Source organism: Ancylobacter sp. FA202, from assembly GCF_000380205.1.
In the GTDB taxonomy this organism is placed as follows: Bacteria; Pseudomonadota; Alphaproteobacteria; order Rhizobiales; family Xanthobacteraceae; genus Ancylobacter.
In genome coordinates this window covers 774,853-797,024 of sequence record NZ_KB904818.1, presented here as the reverse complement: position 1 = coordinate 797,024, position 22,172 = coordinate 774,853, and the positions used below count along the sequence as shown (strand labels likewise).

Genomic DNA, 22,172 nt, shown 5'->3' with positions numbered 1-22,172 from the left:
CATGCACCGTCTTGGCGATGCTGCCGGTGCCCGACAGCGTGGCGAGGTTCTGCACATAGACGTCGCCATCCAGGCTGCCGGTCACCGCGAGGCCGCCGCCCGACACCGTGGTGTCGCCCGTATAGGTGTTGTCCCCGGCCAGCGTCAGCGTGCCGGTGCCCGACTTGGTCAGCCCGCCCGTGCCGCTGATCACCCCGTCAAAGCTGGTGCTGCTGTTGTCGCCGCCGGTGGCGAGGTTCGCCCCCTCGAGGACCAGCGCGCCGGAACCGGCGATCGAGCCGACCGTCTCGGTGGCGCCGCTCGGGCGCAGGATCAGCTGCGCCCCCATGGCCACGCTCACCGCGCTGGCGTCGCCCAGCGCCTGCCCACCCTCGGCGATGAGGATGCCCTCGTCGACCTTTGTCGCGCCGCTGGCGCTATTGGTGCCGCTGATGATGAGCGTGCCGGTGCCGGTCTTGGCCAGGTCGCCGAGGCCGGTGATCGCCCCGGTCAGGGTCAGCGTCTTGCTGTCGTCCACCTCGAAGGTGCCGCCGCCGACGCCGGCCGCCGGCGTGAGCGAGACCGCGCTGGCATAAATGAAGGTCTCGCTCGCGCGCAGCGTGCCCGAACCTTCCAGCGCCAGCGGGCCGCTGCCCAGCGCCGCCGCCGCGGAGACCTGCACCGTGCCGCCTGAAATGGTGGTGCCGCCGCTATGGGTGCTCGTGCCGGTCAGCGTCAGCGTGCCCGCGCCGGTCTTGCTGAGGCAGCCCGTGCCCGAGACCGCGCCCGAGAAGGTCGAGCTGGTGCCGTCGCCGCCGGTGATCAGGCAATAGGCGCCGAGGGCGACATCGCCCCCGCCGGCCAGCGAGCCCACCGTCTCGTTCGCGTCGGTCAGGGTCAGCGCCGCCCCGCTGGCCACCGTCAGCCGCGCCGTGTTCGACAGCGAGGCGCCGCCGCTGATCTCCAGCGTGCCCGCCGCCACAGTGGTGGCACCGCTATAGGTGTTGCCGCCAATCGCCAACGTGCCGCTGCCCGACTTGGTCAGCGCCCCCGTCCCGCCAATGCCGCCGGTCAGCGTCAGCGTCTTGCTGTCGTCCACAGTGAACGTGCCACCGCCCGCGCCACCAGCTTCGGCCAAAGAAATGGCGGTCGAGAGGGTGAGACTCTCGCTTGCCCGCAGCGTCGCAGCGCCCTCAAGCGCGAGCGTTCCGCTACCCAGCGCGCCCGAGGTTGAAAGCTGGATCTCGCCTGCCTCCACCCTCACATCGGCGGTGCTGCCGGTACCGGCGAGCGTAAGCGTGCCCGCTCCAGTCTTCACGAGGCAGCCGCCCGTGACGGCGCCGGAATAGCTGGTCGAGCTGCCGTCTCCTCCCGCGGTGAGGCAGTGGCCGTTCAGGGCCACATTTCCGCCCCCCGCAAGCGATCCGACCGTTTCATCGGCATCGCTCAGCACAAGCTGCGCGCCCGCCACCACTGTCAACGCCGCGGAATCCGACAGAGATGCCCCCCCACCGACGGTTAGCGTGCCGCCCGCCACCGTCGTCGCACCCGCAAAGCTATTGGCACCGGTCAGCGTCAAGGTACCGGTGCCGGTCTTGGTCAGACCGCCCGCGCCGCTGATGATTCCGGAGAAGAGGGTGCCGGAATTGTCCCCACCCGTCTCTAGGTTGGCCCCATTGAGCACCAGCGATCCGCCGCCCGCGATGGAGCCGACCTTCTCCATCACGCTTGTCGGGCGCAGGATCAGCTGGGCGCCGGCCGCAACCGTCACCGCGCTCATATCGCCGATAGCGCTCCCACCCTGGGCGATCAGCGTGCCTGCTGCGACGTTTGTCGTTCCCGAGGCACTGTTCGTGCCCTGGATCAGCAGCGTGCCAACGCCGGATTTTGTCAGGCTCCCCGCGCCCGAAACATTGCCCGTGAGCGTCAGTTGCCGGGTGTCATCGACGAGGAAAGTGCCGCCACCGGTACCCGCCACCTGGTTGAGGACCACATCGTCATGAATGGTGAAGCTTGCACTCGCCTGTACCGTTCCTGTCCCGGCGACCGTGAGCGTGCCGGTGCCGAGCGAGCCGCCTTCGGCGATCCGCACCGTGCCGCCGGATACGTTGGTGCCCCCGGAATAGGTGTTGAGGCCCGCCAGGGTCAACACACCGGCACCGCTTTTCCCGAGGCCGCCGGTACCCTCGATCTCACCGGAAAAGAGGCTGTCCGCCGCACCGCTGACGGTCAGGCGATAGGCGTTGAGGCTCACGCGGCCGGCGCCGTCCAGCCCGCCAATGGTTTCGTCGCCATTGGCAAGCTCGAGGCGCGCGCCGGCCGCAATCGTCGTGGACGCCGTATCCGAAAGCGACGTGCCGCCGCTGATCCGGAGAAGGCCAGTCTTCACGGTCGTCGTTCCGGCAAAGCTGTTCGTGCCCGTGAGTTCAAGCGTTCCTGCGCCCGATTTCACGAGGGCGCCGGAGCCGGAGATGTCTCCCCCGAACGTCAGCGTGTCCTGCCGGTCGAAGGCGAGCGTGCCATTATTGACGACATCGCCGAGGATCGACCCGGTGGTGCCGCCATTGCCGATCTGTAAGGTACCCTGGGTGATCGTCGTGCCACCGGAATAGGTATTCGTGCCGGTCAGAACGAGCGTGCCAAGGTCGGTCTTTTCCATCCCCGTCTCGCCCTGCAGCACGGAGGCGATGGTGGCGACGAAGCTAGCCCCGCCCTGCGTGCCGTCGCCGACGCGGATCTGCGTCTGGCCGGAGCCGTAATTGAGGGTGATGGCTCCATCCACCACCTGATATCCGTCCACCATGAACTGCATCGCGGTGACCGACACCGTGCCGTCGACGCTCACAAGGCCCGAGGAGCCCGCGAAGATCGCCTGCACACCGGTCCATGGCACGGATTGGTTCAACTGGCGCGTCAGCCAGTTGGTGGAGGTGACGTCGTCGGCCCAGGTCCCCGCGCCGCCGGTGATGGTGCGGTCGGGATCGGGCGCGGTGGTCGTGCCGTTCCAATAGAGGAACGACCCATCCATCACCGCAAGGTTCACCTGTCCCGGAGTTTCCTGGATCTCGTAAGAGAAATTCGTCGGCGTGGAGCCCAGCACCAGACCGGTATTGGCGGCGAGGGTCGAATAGTCGAGGATGCGATAGACGCCGAGCGCCATCGCGCCACCATTCGTGACATCAAGCACCCCGCCGAGCGTGACCGTCTCGGCCGAGATCACGGCATTGCCGTTATCTGACCCGAGCACAACCGACAGATGGGCGCCCCTCTGCAGGGTTAGCGCCGTCATCGAGAGCCCATAAGTACCCGCGGAACCTGTGGGCGCGGCCCGCAGCGTGCCTCCCGATTCCACCGTGACCGTGCCGGAAATGCTGCCGCCCGACGCGCCGCTGATCTCGCCGGTGAGAGTCGCTCCGCTCTTGACGGTGACATTGCTCACCAGCGACACGCCATCGAGGATCGCGAGCGTGCCGGCGGACACGGTGGTGCCGCCACCCGCGCTGTTCGCCCCCGACAGGAACAAGGTGCCGGTTCCCCGCTGGACCAGTGCCCCGGCACCGGTAATCGGCCCACCCGCGAGCACGGCATCGTTTCTATCGAAGACAAGAGTGCCGCCATTCAGTGCGACAGCGCCGGCAATGGCGCCATTGGTTGTGCCGTCTCCGACCACGAGAGTTCCGGAGGAGACGGTCGTACCCCCGGAATAGCTGTTCGTACCGGTGAGCGTGAGAGTTCCAGCTCCTTCCTTCAAGACCGAACCTGTCCCCGAGATGACGCTCGCGAATGCGACGTCATCGGAGCGGTTGAAAGACAGGATGCCTGCCGTACCCACTGTTCCGCCGTCCGTCACCACGCTTCCGGAATCGAACCAGCCGGCAGCAAGGCCCGCGCCAACCTGAAGCGTGCTGCCTCCGCTCACGATCACGCTGCCGGTGAAGCTGCTATCGCCGGTAACAATGACGGTTCCTCCGCCGCGCACGCTGACGGTCCCGCTGCCGCTGATGGCCCCGGCATAGGTCGCGCTATTGGAGCGGTCGAAGGCAAGATCGCCGCCCGAGAGAGCGACATCGCCGGCGATCATGCCAGCCGTTCCGCTGCCGATGGCGAGAATGCCGCCAGTGACGGCTGTCAGGCCCTGATAGGTCTGATTCGCGCTCAGGATGAGGGTGCCCGCGCCCGCTTTGGTCAAGGTGCCGGAGCCGGATATGACACCCGCATAGGTATCGATGTTCGCTGCGGCGTTGGTCAAGATCAGGGTGGCTTCGTTGGCGACATCGCCGAGGAGAGAGGCGGCGCCGGTGCCGTCGCCGATCTGCAGCGTTCCTCCGTCAATCGTCGTCCCGCCCGTCCAGCCATTCGTGCCGGAGAGCACAAGCGTGCCGGTGCCCCGCTTTGCAAGACGTCCTGCACCGGTGATGGCGGAGGAAGAAGTGACGGTCCCGTTCGTGTCAAACACGAGCGCGCCTGCATTCGAGACGGCGCCCATGACGCCGGCCGTCACGGAATCCAGCCCATTGGAGAGGCCGTTGCCGATCTGGAGCGTGGCGCCCGCCTCGATCGTGGTGCCGCCGGTCCAGCTGTTCGCACCCACCAGGGTCAGCGTCGCCGCGCCCCGCGCTATCAGGCTTCCCGCGCCGCTCAGGACGCCGCCATAGGTGAAGTCGCTCGACTGATCGAAGACGAGCACCCCGGCATTCGCGATATGGCCCATCACGCCCGCCGCGGACGTGTCGACGCCCATGGCGGTGCCATTGCCGATCTGCAACGTACTCGTGCTGCCGATGGTCGTTCCGCCGGTCCAACGGTTAGCGCCGGTTAGGACAAGGGTACCCGCGCCCCGATGCTCGACCTGACCCGTGCCGGAGATGGCGCCCGCATAGGTCTGTGTGCCGGAGCGATTGAAGGAGACTGTTCCCGCCACCCCGGCATCGCTGGTGACGATATTTCCGACGACGGAACCGTCGGAACCGCCCAGGACGAGCCCTCCACCCCCCGCAATCACCGTGTCGCCTGCATAGGTGTTGGCGTTGGTGAAGGTGACGGTGCCGTCGCCGAGCAGTCTTACGCTGCCTTGGCCGGAGATCACGTTCTGATAGCTGTAGACTGTATCGGGGCGGTTGAAGGCGAGGACCGCCCCCGCGGCGACGCTGATGTCGCCGGTACGGCTTCCCTTGCCCGCGCTCGTGCCATCTCCCAGCTGGAGGGTGCCGGCCGTGACCGTGACCATCCCGCCCACGCTTATGTCGCCCACAAGCGTCAGTGTACCGGTACCGCGCTTTTCCACCGAACCGATGCCGGAAATATCCCCGCTCTGCGTCGTGCTCCCGACGAGATTGAACACCAGCGCCGCATTGTTCAAGACGTCCCCGGCAATGCCGGCATTGGTGGACACGCCGTCACCAATCTGCAGCGTACCGCCGGACACTTTGGTGCCACCCGTATAGGTGCTGGCATTGGTCAGAGTTAGAGTGCCCGCGCCGGTCTTGGTCAGGCTTCCCCCACCGCTGACGATTCCGGTCAGGGTGAAAGCGTCGGGTTGATTGAAGATCAGCGCACCGTCATTCGTGACGTTGCCCATCACACCCGCCGTGTCGACAACACCGTTAAGGATGCCGTCGCCGACCTGAAGGATCGAATACTGGTCGATGATGGTGCTGCCCGACCATGTATTGGCGCCGGTGAGGGTCACCTTCACTTCCGCACCCGAAGCTCCACCCATCTGATGCAGGAAACCGGTGCCCGAAACGACGTTCGCGAAGACTTCGTTTGCATTGTGATTAATGGCGAGGCGGCCAGCCATGCCGAGATAGCTGGTGCTCACATTGCCGACGATGCGTCCTGCCATCGAGGTGCCGTCACCCAGTTGCAGCGTCGCGTTGGATATATATGAGCCAAGGCCGGGGTCGATCGTGCCGAGCACGGTCGTCACGCTAGCCGCGATGGATGCGCCGCCGACGCCGAACTGGCCGCCCGCGCCGTTATGCGTAACGTTTCCAGAGTAGGTGTAGGCGTTCAAGCGGTTGAACGCGAAGTCACCGCCGTTGATAAGGACGTCTCCGGTCAGCGAGGCGGTAGTATTGAAGCCGACGATGAGGAGGCCGGCATTGATCTCGATGCCGCCGGACTGGTCGATGGCGCCGTACAGCGCGACATAGCGCCCGGTGCCGTTCTTGACGATCTTTCCGTTGCCCGAGACGTCGCTAGAGAGTTCGTAGGCGATCCCCGGCTCGGCACCGATATCGAACTCAAGTGTCCCGGAATTCACGATGTTGACCCCGGCAACGCCGGAGGCGTGAAGCGAACCGCCGGTGACTTCCAGCGTGCTGCCCGCCGCGATCGAGATGGCCGCCGCGTTGGCCGACAGCGTGGAGTTGCCGCTCAAAGACAGCGTGCCCCCACCCTCCACGGTAAGCCGCCCGCCGGAAATAGCGCCGCCATAGGCGAGTGTTCCGGTCCGGTTGAAGGCGAGCACGCCACCAGTGTTTGCGACGTCTCCCGTGCCGAAGGCGCCAGTGCTTCCACCGCTGCCGACCTGGAGAACGCCGTTCGTGTTGGTCGTTCCGCCGGAATATGTGTTGTCCGCGGTCAGAACCAGCGTCCCCGTTCCGGCGTGCCTCACGGCCCCGTCGCCGGAGATCAGACCCGTGAAGGTGTAGCTTCCCGGCAGGTTGAAGGTGAGGACGGTGTTCAGCCCGGTCGTGACGGTCGAGGCGGAGAGGGATCCGGTGGTGCCGTTGCCGATCTGGAGGCTGGCGCCATCCAGCACCACTTGGCCGACAGCTATGGCGCCAGTGAGAGTCGTGGTGACGGCGGAGGCGGTGGTCTTGGTGAGGCTGAGGGTTCCGGCACCGGAGATGGCGTTCGAGAAGGTGGTTGAGGCGTTCGCCGAAAGGTCGAGCGTCCCGCTCGAATAGACGGTGACCGCGCCGGTATAGCTGGCATTGGAGATCGACAGCGTTCCGGCGAACACAGAGGTGGCGCCGCCATAGGTGTTGGCGCCGGTGAGGCTCAAGGTGCCGGCGCCGTACTTGGCCAAGGTGCCGGTACCCGAGATCACGTCGCCGAAGGTGATCTGAGTCGCGTCCACGATGTTGAACGCCACGGCCGCATTGTTGACGATGCCGCCGCCGCCGGGCGCTCCGTTGCTGATTCCGTTGCCGAACTGCAGTATGCCGGCCGAGATCGTGGTTCCGCCGGCATAGCCGTTCTGACCGCTGAGAATGAGCGTTCCGTCACCGGTTTTCTGGAGTCCGGTCGCGCCGATCAGCGCAGCGCCGATGGTGGCGGTCATGCCGGCGTTGACGCCGATGCGGGTCTGGCCGCTGAGCGCTGCGAGGGTGATGGCGTCGCCCGAGACCATATAGCCGGTGGAGCGGAACAGCATTCCCTGGGTGGCGATCGCGCCGGCCGTGCCGTCGACCACCACTTCGTCATTGCCGGTGCCCCCGGCGAAAATGGCCAGGCCGCCTTTCCACGGGTCGGCGGACGTGCCGCTGCTTTCGGTCCAGTTGGTGGCGGTCGGGCGCGCGGTCCACACGCCGGTCCCCCCGATGATCCCGCCGCCCGCCGAAGTCCCATTCCAGAACTGTCCGGCGACTACCAAGAGGTTCACCTGACCGGCGGTCGAGGTGTCGATGGTGAAGAGGGAATCCTCCGGCGCGGTTCCGATCGTCATGCCCGGCGTGCCGGAAAGCACCGCATACTCGATGAGCAGATAGGTGCCGGACGTGAAGCCCGCCGCCGTGGTGATGTCGAGTGTCCCGTTGAGGGTCAGCGTTCCGGCGGTTATCGCCGCTGTCAGCGTCGGGGCGCCCAAGGTCATGTCGAGCGTCGCGCCCGCCTGGAAATCCAGGCTCCCGGATGCGGTCAGCAGGCTGACGCCTGACAGCGCCTGGACCGTACCGCCGGCCTCAACCGTTACCGCGCCGGAGACCGTCGAGGTGCTGGCGCCGGTCATGTCCACGGCGAAGGTGCCGCCGGAAGCAACCGAGAGGTCGCCTGCCAGGCTGCCGTTCACGCCGGCATCGCCAAGACGCAGCGTGCCCGACGACACTGTTGTCGTCCCCGTATAGGCTTGGGCGCCGGTGAGGATGAGGATGCCGCTGCCGGCCTGTTCCACGGTGCCTGAGCCGGAAATCGCGCCGTCATAGGAAATGGTGTTCGAGCGGTTGAATATGAGCGCCGCATTGTTCTGGATCGCAGCGCTGTCAACCGAGCCTGTATTCCCGCCCGCGCCTATGCGCAGCGTTCCAGCGGCGATGATCGTGTCGCCGGTATAGCTGTTACCGGCGGAGAGAATCCAGGTGCCGGCACCCTGCTTCGTCACCGTTCCGGTGCCCGTCGCGATGTCGGCGGAAATGGTACCGGTGCCGGAGCCGAGCAGGGTGAGGTTCTTACCCGAGCCGGTAATGCCGCCGGAAAGCGTCAGAGCAGCGGTGGCCGACACGGGGCCGACACCGATCGTGGCGTTTTCCGTCAGCGTGATCGCACCCGCATAGCTCGTGTTCGCGCCGTCGGCGCGCAACGCGCCTGCGTCGCCGATCCCCGCTAGCGACAGAGCCTCGGCGCCGACAGCGACGTTCGGGCCGAGGATCAGCGCGCCGCCCGAATTGACGATCGTCCCGCTGGACGTCGACCCGAGAGCGCCGGAATGGGCGACGTAGAGCATTCCGGAATTGATCGTCGTCAGTCCCGAATAGTCGTTCGCCGCGTCAAACTCCCATTGCAGCCCGCTCACCGTCACCGATCCGGTGCCAAGAGACAGCGATCGCGTGAAGATGCCGGCCCCGCCCCCGCTGCCCCCGAGCGAGAGATCGACGTTCGTCCCGCTGACCGCTCCGGTGAGGACAAGGCTTGTGCCGGCCTGGATGCTGATCAGGGTATTCCCGGCGAGTGTGATCGCCCCGCCGAAGCGGCTGACGCCCGTTCCGCTGGTGGTCAGGGCCCCACTATTGCCCATGCCTGTCCCCGCCAACGTCAGCGCTTCCGCGCCGATGGTCACGCCACCGGCCACCGCCAAGGTCGCGCCGCTCTCGACCACCGTTCCCGCCGCTGTGCTGCCAAGCGCGGAATTGTGGGAGGCGGTCAGTGTGCCGGCCGAGACGCGCGTCTCACCGGCATAGGTGTTCGCGCCCGAGAACGCCGCTGTTCCCGTTCCGATCTTGGTGATCGAAAGGCTTCCGCCCTCGGAATTCTGCAGCACGCCGGAGAAGCTGCTGTTGCGATCATCGGTTCCCAGCGTCAGGGTCGCGGTGTCGGCGGAGACGGTGCCGCCCCCCGACAGCGCGCCGATCGTCTGCGAGTTGGAGCCGAGGAAAAACTCACCCGCGCTTATGAACACAATGACGGAATCCGCCAGATCCGCGCTCGCTCCGAGCGTCAGCTTTCCGGCGCTGAGGCTGATCTGGCCCGTGAACGTATTGACGCCCTCGAGGATTTGCTCGCCCGTCCCGAGTTTCCCGAAGCCGCCCGTGCCCGATATCGTGCCCGAAAAGGTGCTGACGCGGCCGCTCGCCACGGTCACCGTCAAGGCGTTGGCGCCACTCTCGACAGTGCCGCTGCCCGAAAGCCCGCCGATCACCTCGGTACTGTTGAGCTGTAGGCTAGCGCCTGAGGCGACAGTGACATTACTGGAATTACCGATCGCACTCCCCCCGGCCACGATCAGCCTGCCGGTCTCGATCTCGGTTGCGCCGGAATAGTTGCTGCCGGCATTGCTCAGGGTAAGCGTGCCCGTGCCGATCTTCTTCAGTCCACCAACCCCGGAAATGGCGCCGGAATAGCTTGTATTCGCGTTATTAGCGCCAATGGAGAGCGCCCCGGTGGTCTGATTCAGCATCACCGCCCCGGCGCCCGCCAGCCCGCCGATCGTTTCCGCCGCCGCGATCTGCAGCGTCGCGCCCGGGACGCCCGTGATGGTGTTGGAATCCTCGATCGCCGCGCCGCCGTCGAGGATCAGCCGACCCGCGGTGAGAGTGAGGCCGCCAGTGAAGGTGTTGATACCCGAGAGCGTGAGCGTGCCGGCGCCGATCTTTTCCATGGCTCCGCCAGCGAGCGGAGCGGAAACGGTCGCCGAGACCGAGGCGCCGACAGCGTCGAGCTTGGCAGCGCCCAGGGTGGACGTCAGGGTCAGCGTATCGCCCGTGACGGTGTAGCCGGTGGTGAGGAACTGGAGACCCTTTGCCCCCACCGCGCCGTCCGTTGCATCGACCGTGACGGTGCCGGCGGTGCCGGAGAAGATTGCGGTATTGGCCGCAGTAGTCCAAGCTTCGCGGGCGGTGCCGGCGGCGTTGGTCCAGTTGAGATGCGTAACATCGGCATCCCAGACGCCGTTTCCGCCTGCGACAGGCCCGGTGGAACCAGTCTCGCGCGCGCCGTTCCAGTACAGTTCCGGCGATACGATCAGAAGGCGGACGACGCCTGCGGTGGAGGTGTCGAGCGTGTAGCTGTAGTCGAAGCCGGTTGGCGTCGTGCCGATGGAGAGGCCGGCGCCCGACAGAGTGCCGGAATAGGTAATGAGATTATAGGTGCCGGCAACCATGCCGCCGCCATTGGTTATGTTCAGTGTACCGTCGAGCGATACATCTGAGGCGATGCGGATGATGCCACCCGCTCGCGGTGCGCGCAGGGAGAGATCGACCACCGCACCGGCACTGATGACCAGACCACCCGTCGTGGTGGCCAGGGCCGCATTGTTGTTGTTAAGCGCATATACGGCCAGCGTTGCGCCGCTCGCGATGGTCAGCGTCTGCGTCACCGTCGCCGTGCCGGACCCATCGGTGGGATTGGTAAATGTGGTACCTGCGCCGACCGAAACCGTGCCGGCAATGGCTCCACTCACCATCAGGACGCCTGAGGATAGGGTCCAGGGAATATTCGGCGTGGTTTGGGAGCGGGTGCCGTTCAGCGCCCAGGTGCCTGTAGAGTTCACCTCCACGGCCTTGAAACCGTTATAGGTGCCGCCGATCTGCGTATTGTCGAAGACGCCGCCGGCGCCCGTTAACTTCAAGGTCGAGGACACCACGTCGGGTAATGAACCGACATACGCGATGTCTGCATGGGTGACGCCGGAAGTGCCGCCGTTTCCGACCAGTTCCAGGCTGTTCGTGCCGCCGATGAAATAGATGCCGGGCTGCACTCCGCCCAGATTGTTGGGACCGCCCCGCGCGACTGCCCCCGGCATCGCGACGATATTCAGGTTGCTTCCACTGATGCCGTAGGAGGGGCCGGTGCCGCCGATGACCTGCGCCGTGCTGGCAAGCGTCAGAAGGGTTGTCGAACCGTTGCTGTTATCAACGAAAATTCCTACGCCGCCCCGATTGCTACTTGATCCGCCGCGGACGGTGCTTGCAATAGTGAGGGTGCGATCGGTCGAGGGCGTCAAATACAGCCCCGCGCCGCCTTGCCCGGCAAAGCCACCGCCATAAGACCCCGTCGAGGACCCTCCGCTTCCGCCCTGGCCGCCGGAGACATTGAATGACAACGTTCCAAGATTGCCGCCGCCGGTGATGATGGCGCCATAGCCACCACCTCCGCCGCCGCCGGTTCCATATCCGAGACCGCCATTGCCGCCGCGCCCGCCCGTGACCGCGGTCGTGGGCAGCGCCGCGCCGACATAGCCGTGCTGCCCGCCGCCGCCGCCACCGCCGCCATAGCCGGCGGATGTGTTCGAACCGCCATTCGCGCCCGCCGCGCCCGGAGTCGCGCCGCCGGCGCCGCCGCCAATGCCGGCCGAGGCGGACCCGCCCGCGCCACCGGCGCCGCTTGTGCCGCCGCCAGTGCCGCCATTGCCGCCGCCATTCGCACCGCCGGCTGAGCCCGGCCGCGAGGTTCCATTATAACCGGCCGCACCGCCGGACCCGGCTGGCCGCGGGCTCTGGGGGCCCGCATTCGCCCCACCGCCGCCGCCGCCGCCGCCCGCGCCGCCACCGCCACCGCCACCCGGCGCGCCCTGGCCGCCCTGGCCGCCGGCATATTCGTAGAGGAGCGTCGGGGCCTGGGCGAAGGCGGGAAGCATCTGCCCGACAGCAAAGACCGGGACCAGCGCCGTCGAAAGGAGCAGGCCGCGCGTCATGGCCGGGCGCGCGCCACGGGCAGGCGGGAGACCCCGCGTATTGCGGTCCGTAACATTGCAGATGACCTTGGAGGCTTTGACGGCTTCTACGACGGGGCCTGAAACGCGATCACCAGTCATGCCTGATCCCACAATTTACTCGGCGGCTCGACAAAGCTGATCCGCGTGCCGTGAAACGAAATAAATCCGCGCGGGAAACCCGGCCGGGCAGCCCCAACGTCACTCAATTGCGAAGCTCAAGAAGGCGTAGAAAATTCCGGCGACGGAGTTCGATCACCAGTGGCAGCTCCCGTTGAAACAGGAGGGTGGTTAGACGATCGCTTCGCACTTTGCCGAGTAACACACGGCAAACGCCGGCTATTACATAACCTTACGCAGTAAACTCTTGACCTGATGCCGGTTCTATGGAGGGGCAGTTGTCCGCCTCATCTCCCGCCGAGGAACCTCTGGACTAGCGCCAGCCAGCAGCCTGTCCTTACCGAGGAGACCGGCATCGCCGATGCGCTTCCATTTCCGGCAGGTCGCACAGGGTGTCAACGCCGACGTGACTGACGAAGCTCCATGCGCGAGCGTGTCAGCCGTGTCCCTCGCTCCACACGGCAGGGATGTCGCACCACCTTTTGTGCGGATGTTGAGCGCGCTGTCGCTGCGAGAGGCTCCGCGCCTCGGCGCGCCGCTGATCGCGGCGCGCGCTTGCGCGAGATGTCGATGATGGGCGCGCTGATGGGAATGCTGACCCTCAAGGGGAGGGTAGGGCCGTGGCGGCTGGTGGGATGCGGCGTGCTTATCCCAAGCGTCATTGTGCTTGCGGCAGCATGAATTCGGGCGCGAGCCAAGGCAGGCGGCACGAGAAGGCGAACCGCTAGCATCCAAGCTTGCGGGCAGCGGGATGTGCGCGGCCGAAGAGGGAGCTGGGCGCGCCAAAGTCTGAAGATGTTGACCCGTTGCTGCCCTCTCAGCGTGCCCCTACTAACGTCCGCTTTGCGCCGATGTCGTTGAAAAAGTCGGCATTGCTGGGGGTATGAAGTCCTGATTCAGTCTCCTCAGATGGAGGACGGCGCGATGATGGGCGAGCGGCTGGCAGTGCAGGAGGTGCTGTTCTACGAGTTCAGCCTGGAGCGCCACGTCCCGGCCGATCATTGGGTGCGCGGCATCGATCGGTTCGTTGATCTTTCCGAGATTCGCACACATCTGCGGCCGTTCTACAGCGAGATGGGACGGCCCTCCATCGATCCGGAGTTGATGATCCGGATGCTCCTCATTGGCTACTGCTTCGGGATCCGCTCCGAGCGCCGCCTATGCGAGGAGGTCCATCTGAACCTCGCCTATCGCTGGTTCTGCCGGCTCGGGTTGGAGGGCAGCGTGCCCGACCATTCCACCTTTTCGAAGAACCGCCATGGCCGTTTCCGCGAGAGCGATCTCCTGCGCGAGCTGTTCGAGGCGACCGTCCGGCGTTGCATAGCGGAGGAGCTGGTCGGCGGCGAAGGCTTCGCGGTCGATGCCAGCCTGATCAAGGCCGATGCCAACAAGCAGCGCTCGGCTGATGGCTCCGAGCCGGTCGATTGGGACGATCTCGCCCGGACGCATCGACCGGTGCGCGAGTATCTCGACACGCTGGATGAAGCCGCCTGGGGCGCGGCCAGCGAAACGAAGCCGAAGTTCGTCTCGCGCTCCGATCCGGCGGCGCAATGGCCCGGCGCTTTGAAGGGCCATGCCTTCTTCGCCTACGCCACCAACTATCTCATCGACCTCGACCACGCCGTCATCGTCGATGTCGAGGCCAGCCGCGCGATCCGGCAGGCCGAGCTCGGCTCGGCCCGCACCATGCTCGACCGAACGCGGGAGCGCTTTGGCCTCTGGCCGGCGAAGCTCGCCGCCGACAGCGCCTATGGCTCGGCCGAGAACCTCGCCTGGCTGGTGCATGAGCGCGGGATCGAGCCGCACATCCCGGTCTTCGACAAATCCCAGCGCAGCGACGGCACCTACAGCCGTTCCGACTTCGCCTACGACCACGACCGCGACCTATATATCTGCCCGGCCGGGAAGGAGTTGAGGCAGCGCCAGAAGGTCTATCGAACCGAGCGCCCGTTCGTCGATGAGAACGGCATGATGCGCTACCACGCCAGCAAACTTGCCTGTGACGCCTGCTCGCTGAAGCCGCAGTGCTGCCCCAACACCCCGGCCCGCAAGATCTTGCGCTCGATCCACGAAGGTGCCCGCGACATGGCCAGGGACATCGCTCAGACCGACGCCTATGCCGTCTCACGGCGCGAGCGGAAGAAGGTCGAGATGCTCTTCGCCCACCTCAAGCGCATCCTGAAGCTCGACCGGCTGCGCCTGCGGGGACCAAACGGCGCAAGAGACGAGTTCCACCTCGCCGCGGCAGCCCAGAACCTCAGGAAACTCGCCAAGCTCCTGCCGAACGGACCGCAGATCAGACCAGCATGAGACGCCGAGGCCCAATTGGCCAAATCCGACACCGGCCAGCGGCGCTCTCCAAGGCGACTTTTTCAACGACATCCGCCAGAAGCGGAAGGTCGCTGCTATGATGACGAATCGCCGGTTTGAGGCCGACTTCAGACCGTCTGCTAATAGGCGCGTACCGCGACTGGCGGACGTTTGTCTGCCGACCCAAATGTCGACACACGGCAACTTAGCGATCGGCAAGGCCGCCCCCCCCAATGCGGGCGTCCGATCGATGTCGGATTTAAGTTCGCTCGGCGAAGGGCAAAGCACTACAAATCGCCTTTTGGATACTGCACTGGGTTCGCGATCTTGGAGCGAACAGCTTCCTGCACTGAGCAGCCAGCCGGCTAGTCTCACGATTAGACGGCGCGCACACGGTAGTGCGGCACGTTGCGCGCCGTCCGCTGCAACTTTCAGATAGCGTGATACTTAAGAGAGGAGTTGAGTTCTCTGCGGACAACCGGTAGACGACGCGGCTCATTTTCACTCTCAGACTGCGTCATCAAGATTTAAGTATCTCTCGCGCGATGATGGTCCGCTGGATCTGGTTCGTGCCCTCGTAGATCTGCGTGATCTTCGCGTCGCGATAGAGCCGCTCGACTTCGAAGCCCCGAATGTAACCGCTGCCGCCAAAGATCTGCACCGCGTTGGCGGTCTGTGCGACGGCGATGTCGGAGGCGAAGCACTTCGCCATCGAGCAGGCCATGGTGGCGGGCTCGCCGGCATCGAATTTCTGCGCGGCGTCGTGGATCAGGAGGCGCGCGGCGGCGATGTCCTTGGCCATGTCGGCCAGCATCCACTGGATGCCCTGGAACTCGGCGATGGTCTGGCCGAACTGTTTGCGGGTCTTGGCGTAATCGACCGCCGCCTCAAGGCCGGCCTGCGCGATGCCGAGCGCGAGCGCCGCGATGCCGATGCGGCCCTTGTCGAGCACGCTCATCATGATGTGGAAGCCGCGACCCTCGACTCCGAGCACAGAATCGCCGGGCAGAACGACATTGTCGAAGGTGAGCCCGCCGACCTGCGAGGCGCGCTGGCCCATCTTGTGTTCCTTTGGCCCGCGGGTCACGCCCGGCAAATTGAGGTCCACGACGAAGATGCTCATGCCGCGCTTGCCGGCCGCCTTGTCGGTGCGCGCCAGCACGAAGCCGACATCGGCGAGCGGCGCGTTCTGGATCCACAGCTTGCCGCCGTTCAGCACCCAGCCATCCGCCGTGCGCTCGGCGACGGTGCGGATGCCGGATACGTCGGTGCCGGCTTCGGCTTCCGTGATACAGTAGGCGACGCGCTTGCGACCGGCCATGACCTCACTGAGCCATGTCTCGCGCTGCGCCGGCGTGCCGTGGGCGGAGAGCAGCGTGCAGCCGAGTTCGACGAGGCCGCACTGATCGGCCACCGACGAATAGCCCTTGGAGAGTTCCTCCATTACCAGTGCATAGCCGAGTGCGTCGAAGCCGGCACCATCATGCTCGGGCGGCACGGTGATGCCGAACAGGCCGAGGCGGCCCATTTCCTTGTAGATCTCGGCGGGGAAGCGCTCGTCGCGGTCGAGTTCCTCGGCGAGCGGGCGGACGACCTCCTGCGCGAAGCGGCGGGCCATGTCGCGGATCTGCACATGGGTTTCGGACAAGGACATGAGGCGCTCCCGGAGACGGTCTATATAACTATCTAGTTACTTACTTCTGTCGACGCGCCGACGCAAGTGGCGAGGGCGGCGTGGCCCGCGTCAGTCGCGGCAGATCAGCCGCAGGATCGTCTCGATGTTGAAGGCGAGGCGCTCGTCCAGGGCCTCGCGCGCATTGAGGTCGCGGTCATAGATGATCGAGCCGGTGAAGCGGTTGTTGAGGTAGTGGTAGCCCACCGCCGCGATGGTGAGGTTGACCTGCACCGGATCGAGACCAGGGCGGAACGTGCCCGCCGCAACGCCGCGCTCGAGGATGGATCGGACCATCTCGATCAGCGGGGTGTGAAGCTCGCGGATCACGGTGGATTTCTTCAGGTAGCGTGCGCGGTAGAGGTTCTCGGTGTTCACCAGCGTCAGGAATTCCGGGTTCCGGATGAAGTAGTTCCAGGTGAAGGTGACGAGCTTCCGAATGGCATCCTCCGGGGCGAGGTCGTCGAGCTTGAGCTGCTGTTCGGCGGCGCGGATCGCGCCATAGGCATCGTCGAGAATGGCGACGTAGAGGCCCTCCTTGCTGCCGAAATAGTGGTAGATCATGCGTTTATTGGCCTTGGCCCGCAGCGCGATGGCGTCGACACGCGCGCCGGCGAGACCGAGGCGAGCGAACTCCGCCTTGGCGGCGTCGAGGATCCGGCGGCGGGTGGCATCCGCCTCGCGCGGACGGGGCGCCGGGGCGGCGCTCTTGGCGGGCACGGCCTTGCCCGAAGTCTTGACGCCCGCGTCGTCCGTCACCCGCATGTTCCCCGCAGTTGCGACGGCGAAAGCACCGCTCCGCCGTGTTCTAGACCAATGCCTCGCCGCGCGCGACTACGTCGCGCGATCGCGGGCGGTTGCCAAACGCATACTAAGTAACTAACTAGTTATTTATTGGAAGATCAAATCCCACCCCCGAGTAGGAGAGCCGCGTGAAGGCGCTGGTTGCGGTGAAGCGGGTCGTCGACCCCAATGTGAAGATTCGGCTGAAGGCCGACGGTTCGGGCGTCGAGCTCGCCGGCACCAGGATGGCAATGAACCCGTTCGACGAGATCGCGCTGGAAGAGGCGATCCGGCAGCGGGAAGCGGGGAAGGTCAGTGAGATCGTCGCGGTTTCCATCGGCAACTCCTTTGCCAGCGAAACGCTGCGCCATGCGCTCGCCATGGGCGCGGACCGCGCGATCCACCTGACCACCGAAGCCGCGCCCGAGTCGCTCGGCGTGGCGCGGCTGCTGGCAGAGATCGTGCGCCGCGAGGAGGCGCGCCTCGTGCTGCTCGGCAAGCAGGCGATCGACGACGACACCAACGCCACCGGCCAGATGCTGGCGGGGCTGCTCGGCTGGCCGCAGGCGACCTTCGCCTCCTCGCTGAATATCGAGGCCGATACCGCCCGCGTGATGCGCGAGATCGATGGCGGGCTGGAGACGTGGGAACTGCCGCTGCCACTGGTCGTTACGGCGGATCTGCGCCTCAACGAGCCGCGCTACGCCTCGCTGCCCAGCATCATGAAGGCGAAGAAGAAGCTGATCGAGGCCATCGACGCGGGAAGCCTCGGCATCGACCTGTCGCCACGTCTGGAGCGGCTGTCGCTCACTGAACCGGCGGGCCGCACGGCCGGTGTCCGCGTGGGTTCGGTGACCGAACTCGCCGCCCATATCCGCACTCTCGCCAAGGGCTGAACGATGACCACTTTGCTTATTGCCGATCACGACGGAGCGGCGCTTTCACCCGCCACGCTGCGTGCCGTCTCCGCCGCGCGCGCTCTCGGTACGCCGATCGACCTCGTGGTGCTTGGCGGCGCGCCTGAACTGGCCGCCAAGGGGGCAGAGTTCGCTGGCATTGACCGCGTGCTGCGCGTGGATGCGCCGGCAGACCTGTCCACCGAGGCGGTTGCGGCACTGCTGAAGTCGCTGGTAGCCGCGCGCGGAGCGGGCGCGGTCGTCGCCGCGGCGACCAGCACCGGCAAGGATGTGTTGCCGCGCCTCGCCAGCCTGCTGGATGTGATGATCGTCGCTGATGTCGTCGCCATCGAGGGGCCGAACGTGTTCACGCGGCCGATCTATGCCGGCAACGCGCTGGAACGCCTGCGTTCCCTCGATGGCGTGAAGGTGGTGACGGTGCGGGCCTCCGCCTTCCAGCCGGCGGCGCAGGGCGGGGCTGCCGCTCCGGTCGAGGAGATGTCGCGCGCGGAATGCGAGGCGATCATCGGCTCGGCGGTCCCGGCCAGGCTGGTGTCGCGCGAGGTCAGCGAGACTGAGCGGCCCGATCTCGGCTCGGCGCGGATCGTCGTGTCGGGCGGTCGCGCGCTGGGTTCGGCGGAGCGCTTCGACGAGGTGATCGCCCCGCTCGCGGACGTACTCGGCGCGGCCATCGGGGCGACGCGCGCGGCGGTGGATGCGGGCTATGCGCCGAACGACCTACAGGTCGGCCAGACCGGCAAGATCGTCGCGCCCGATCTCTACATCGCTGCGGGCGTGTCGGGCGCGATCCAGCATCTCGCCGGCATGAAGGATTCGCGCGTGATCGTCGCGATCAACACCGATCCGGAAGCGCCGATCTTCGCGGTGGCGGATTATGTGCTGGTCGGCGACGTGTTCAGCGTCGTGCCGGAGCTGACCAAGGCGCTGTCGGCATCTTGATGCAAAAAGGCCGCCCGGACGAAGATCCGGGCGGCCATTTTATCGCAGCGGATCAGACGAGGCCGAAGAAGGCCAAGTTTGCCTCGGCCTGGCCGACGAGGGCCTGATAGCCGACCTGAATAGGGCAACCCTTCTTCTCGGCGGCCTGAAGCAGCGGGGTGACTGGCGGTTTCATGATCATGTCGGTTACCAACTGGCCGGGGACGAGCGTCTCGGGATCAATCGGGTATGGGTCGTTCGAGGACATGCCGAGCGGCGTGGCGTTGGCGACGATGTCGAACTCGGCCGGGACCGGCGCGCCGGTGTCCACGGCGAGGCCGGGATAGGCGCCCCTCACGGCGGCGACGACACGCTCGGCCTTGGCGGTGTCGACATCGACGACGCGCAGGCGCGACACGCCCGCATCCGCCAGCGCGACGGCAATCGCCGCACCCGCGCCACCCGCGCCGATCAGCAGTACCGAGCGGCCCTTGGGATCGCGATTGTTCGAAACGAGGCCGTTGACGTAGCCGACGCCATCAAAGGTGTCGCCGACCCAAGTGCCGTCCGCCTCGACGCGGATCGAGTTGACCGCGCCGACCAGCTTGGCGCGCGGCTCGACGCGGTCCACCACTTTCATCATGCGTGGCTTGTGCGGGATGGTCGGGATGATGCCCGCCAGATTCTTGAAGCTGCGCAGTCCGGCGACCGCGGCGTCGAAATCGGCGGCGGCGAATTGCAGCGGCGCGAACACGACGTCGATGCCCTTTTCGGCGGTGATCTTGTTGTAGAGCTGGGTCGAGCGGACCTGCCGGATCGGGTCGCCGATCACGAAATAGAGGCGGGTCTCTCCAGTGACGCTGAGGAGCGCGGGGCCGGCATCGGACATGGTGACCTCCTGTTGTTATGGATCGTCGGCGCGCGTCAGAGGCGCGGCAGCAGCATCGCGCCGTCGACGCGGATGACCTGACCGGAGACATAGGGCAGGCCGCCGGCGGCGATGGACGCGGCGACCGTGCCGACATCCTGCGGCTGGCCGAGGCGCGGGATGAGGGTCAGGCCTTCCTCGTCGATCCGGCGCTGGTAGTCGGCGAGCGCGGGACGCGACATGTCGGTCTCGATGACGCCGGGCTGGATGTCGAAGACATAGACCCCTTCGCGCGCGAGGCGGGCGGCGAAGACCTGGGCGATCATCGCGGTCGCCGCCTTCGACACGCAATACTCGCCGCGATTGATGGAGGCGGCGGTCGCGCTCACCGAGGAGACGAGCAGGATCGAGTAGTAGCCGGCGGGATCGCGCGGGCGCGTGACCATGCGGCGGGCGACCGCTTGGGTGAGGAAGAAGGCGGCCTTCGCGTTGTATAGCATGCAGTGGTCGTAGCTTTCGACCGAGGCCTCCAGCACGTCACCGCGCTTGAGCGCGCCAACGCCCGCATTGTTCACGAAAGTGGTGAGCGGGCCTAGCGCGGCCTCGGCCTCCTCGATCATCGCCTCATGGCGCGCCAGATCGCCGATTTCTCCGAGGACGACGGTGGCGCGGCGCCCGAGGGCGACGATCTCGTCGGCGGTGCGCTGCGCCTCAACCGCGTTCGAGCGGCCATGCACCGCCACGTCGAAGCCCTTGGCTGCAAGAGCGAGGGCGATGCCACGGCCGATGCCGCGGCTGGAGCCGGTGACGAAAGCAACGGGCCAGAAGGGGAAGGATTCGCTCATGAAGGCACCTGCCGAGGGAAAGAGGGTCGTTTCGTTGGTGTATCGTTTGACCACACCAATCGGTTGCGTCAAGGCGAAAATGGCTGTGCGACGTGGCGGTAAGGGCGTCCAGAGCAGGCGCGAGGAAGGCCGGAGTCTACGTTAAAATCTTCTAAGTTACGCACATACATCATGAAAATCACATTGTTCCGTGATCCGTCTCGTCGGGTGCAGCCGATTATAGTGCATGCGGGGACACCAGATACCGGCGAAAAGCCGGCCATCCAGCGAGATCGTTGAAAATGAATTTAAGTTCAGAAACTTAGCCGTTACGGCAATCATATTTGTGTGCCTCTAGCACGCCGGAACGCTTGATAAATCGTTGTACTAACGTTCGGTCTGCGCTAATACCGCCTCAAGAAGGCGAAAAGCCTATGGGAGGATGCCATGCCGCAGGCGCAGTTGCTGCCAAAGGCCGAGCCGGATCTCGGGTCGTCACCACGACCCTCCACGCGCATCGCGGCTGTCTTTCCCCATCGCTGAGACTTTCGTCGCTCTCGCCGTCATGGCGCGGGTTGCTCAACGTCTGCCCGCTTGCCTCGCCCGTCGCCGGGTGCGGCTCTGCACCGAGAAAAGCCAGGAGGAACCTCAATGAAGCCAATCAAGCTCGCCGCCGCCGCCTTTTCCGCCTGTCTCCTGCTCGCCGGTACGATGAGCGTGCAGGCGCAGGAGAAAATCGTTCTGCACGGCGCCAGCGCCTACAACAAGGACCACATCTTCAACCGCTCGATGACGAAATTCACCGATCTCGTGGCCAAGTACTACGGCAAGCCAGTCGAATTCGTGATGCACGAGAATGGCGAGCTCGGTAACGAGGCTGGCTATTTCGGCCTGATGACGCGTGGCACCTCGGTCGACTTCGCTGTCGTTGCCCCCGCCCACATGACGCCGATCGCGCGCGGCGCCGGCATCCTCGACACGCCGTTCCTGTTCAAGGACGTCGACCAGTGGAAGAAGGCGACGGCGGGCGATGCCTTCAAGCCGATCGTCGACGACATCGAGAAGCGAGGCAACGTCAAGATCCTCGGCCTCGGCGGCGGGGCGGAGCGCAACATCCTCTCCAAGAAGCCGGCCAGCGACCTCGCCGGCCTGCACGGCCTGAAGATGCGCGTGCAGGGCACGCCTATCCACGCCCGCGCCTTCCAGGCGGTGGGTATCGTGCCGAGCACTGTCGCCTATAACGAGATCTACAACGCCATCCAGAGTGGCGTGATCGAGGCGCTCGAGAACGAGGCGTCCACCAACGCGCAGATGCGCTTCTACGAGGTCGCGCCGGAAGTCATCCGCACGCGCCACATCATCACCGTCCGCCCGCTGGTGTTCAGTGGCGCGACTTTCGAGCGCCTTCCCCCGGACCTGCAGGCCGCCGTGCTGAAGGCGGGCGAGGAAGCCGCGGCCTGGTGGCGCGAGACCGAGGCGGCCGAGGACGCGGCTATGCTCGAGAAGATGGCGGCTGAGGGCAAGGTGAAGCTCATTGAGTTTAAGGACGTCGAGGCGATGCACAAGAAGGTGCAGCCGGTGATCGACACCTATGCCAAGGAGCTCGGCGCCGAAGACGTTCTCAAGAACGTTCGCGCCATCAACTGATCCCATCGCACAAGGGCCGCGGTTCCGCCGCGGCCCCATCTGA

Annotated in this window: 9 protein-coding genes; 4 read left to right on the top strand and 5 right to left on the bottom strand. The window is 65.9% G+C overall.

Annotated elements, in window-relative coordinates; genetic code table 11:
* The coding region (locus A3M1_RS26360) for an autotransporter-associated beta strand repeat-containing protein (protein WP_018387585.1) at positions 1–12,052 on the bottom strand (12,052 nt) is incomplete at its 3' end.
* Between the two features lie 1,062 nt (positions 12,053–13,114).
* Between A3M1_RS26360 and A3M1_RS0103565 the strand changes: the two genes are divergently transcribed.
* On the top strand, positions 13,115–14,500 hold the full coding sequence (locus A3M1_RS0103565; protein WP_026221117.1) for an IS1182 family transposase: 1,386 nt from the start codon (positions 13,115–13,117) through the stop codon (positions 14,498–14,500).
* A gap of 520 nt (positions 14,501–15,020) precedes the next feature.
* Here the strand turns inward: A3M1_RS0103565 and A3M1_RS0103560 are convergent.
* Positions 15,021–16,154: an acyl-CoA dehydrogenase family protein gene (locus A3M1_RS0103560; RefSeq protein ID WP_018387583.1), complete on the bottom strand. Its 1,134-nt coding sequence runs from the start codon at positions 16,152–16,154 to the stop codon at positions 15,021–15,023.
* Between the two features lie 90 nt (positions 16,155–16,244).
* The gene (locus A3M1_RS0103555; protein ID WP_018963896.1) at positions 16,245–16,937 is read right to left on the bottom strand and encodes a TetR family transcriptional regulator; all 693 of its coding nucleotides are present in this window, start codon (positions 16,935–16,937) and stop codon (positions 16,245–16,247) included.
* Between the two features lie 167 nt (positions 16,938–17,104).
* On the opposite strand from A3M1_RS0103555, the gene A3M1_RS0103550 reads away from it, so the two are divergent.
* Together A3M1_RS0103550 and A3M1_RS0103545 are read left to right on the top strand one after the other, a co-directional pair.
* Positions 17,105–17,851: an electron transfer flavoprotein subunit beta/FixA family protein gene (locus A3M1_RS0103550; RefSeq protein WP_018387581.1), complete on the top strand. Its 747-nt coding sequence runs from the start codon at positions 17,105–17,107 to the stop codon at positions 17,849–17,851.
* Between the two features lie 3 nt (positions 17,852–17,854).
* A complete protein-coding gene (locus A3M1_RS0103545) occupies positions 17,855–18,811 on the top strand; it encodes an electron transfer flavoprotein subunit alpha/FixB family protein (protein ID WP_018387580.1) in 957 nt (318 codons plus the stop codon).
* 52 nt (positions 18,812–18,863) lie between these two features.
* Here the strand turns inward: A3M1_RS0103545 and A3M1_RS0103540 are convergent, their stop codons facing one another.
* Both A3M1_RS0103540 and A3M1_RS0103535 read right to left on the bottom strand, forming a co-directional pair.
* Entirely contained in the window at positions 18,864–19,622 is a 759-nt protein-coding gene (locus tag A3M1_RS0103540) for a shikimate dehydrogenase (RefSeq protein WP_245261560.1), read from the bottom strand.
* Positions 19,623–19,714: 92 nt separating this feature from the next.
* Complete coding sequence (locus tag A3M1_RS0103535; protein ID WP_018387578.1) at positions 19,715–20,503, bottom strand: 3-ketoacyl-ACP reductase; 789 nt, start codon at positions 20,501–20,503, stop codon at positions 19,715–19,717.
* 630 nt (positions 20,504–21,133) lie between these two features.
* On the opposite strand from A3M1_RS0103535, the gene A3M1_RS0103530 reads away from it, so the two are divergent.
* Positions 21,134–22,129 (top strand): TRAP transporter substrate-binding protein, encoded by a 996-nt coding sequence (locus A3M1_RS0103530; RefSeq protein WP_018387577.1) that lies wholly within the window; start codon positions 21,134–21,136, stop codon positions 22,127–22,129.
* Positions 22,130–22,172 lie beyond the last annotated feature (43 nt).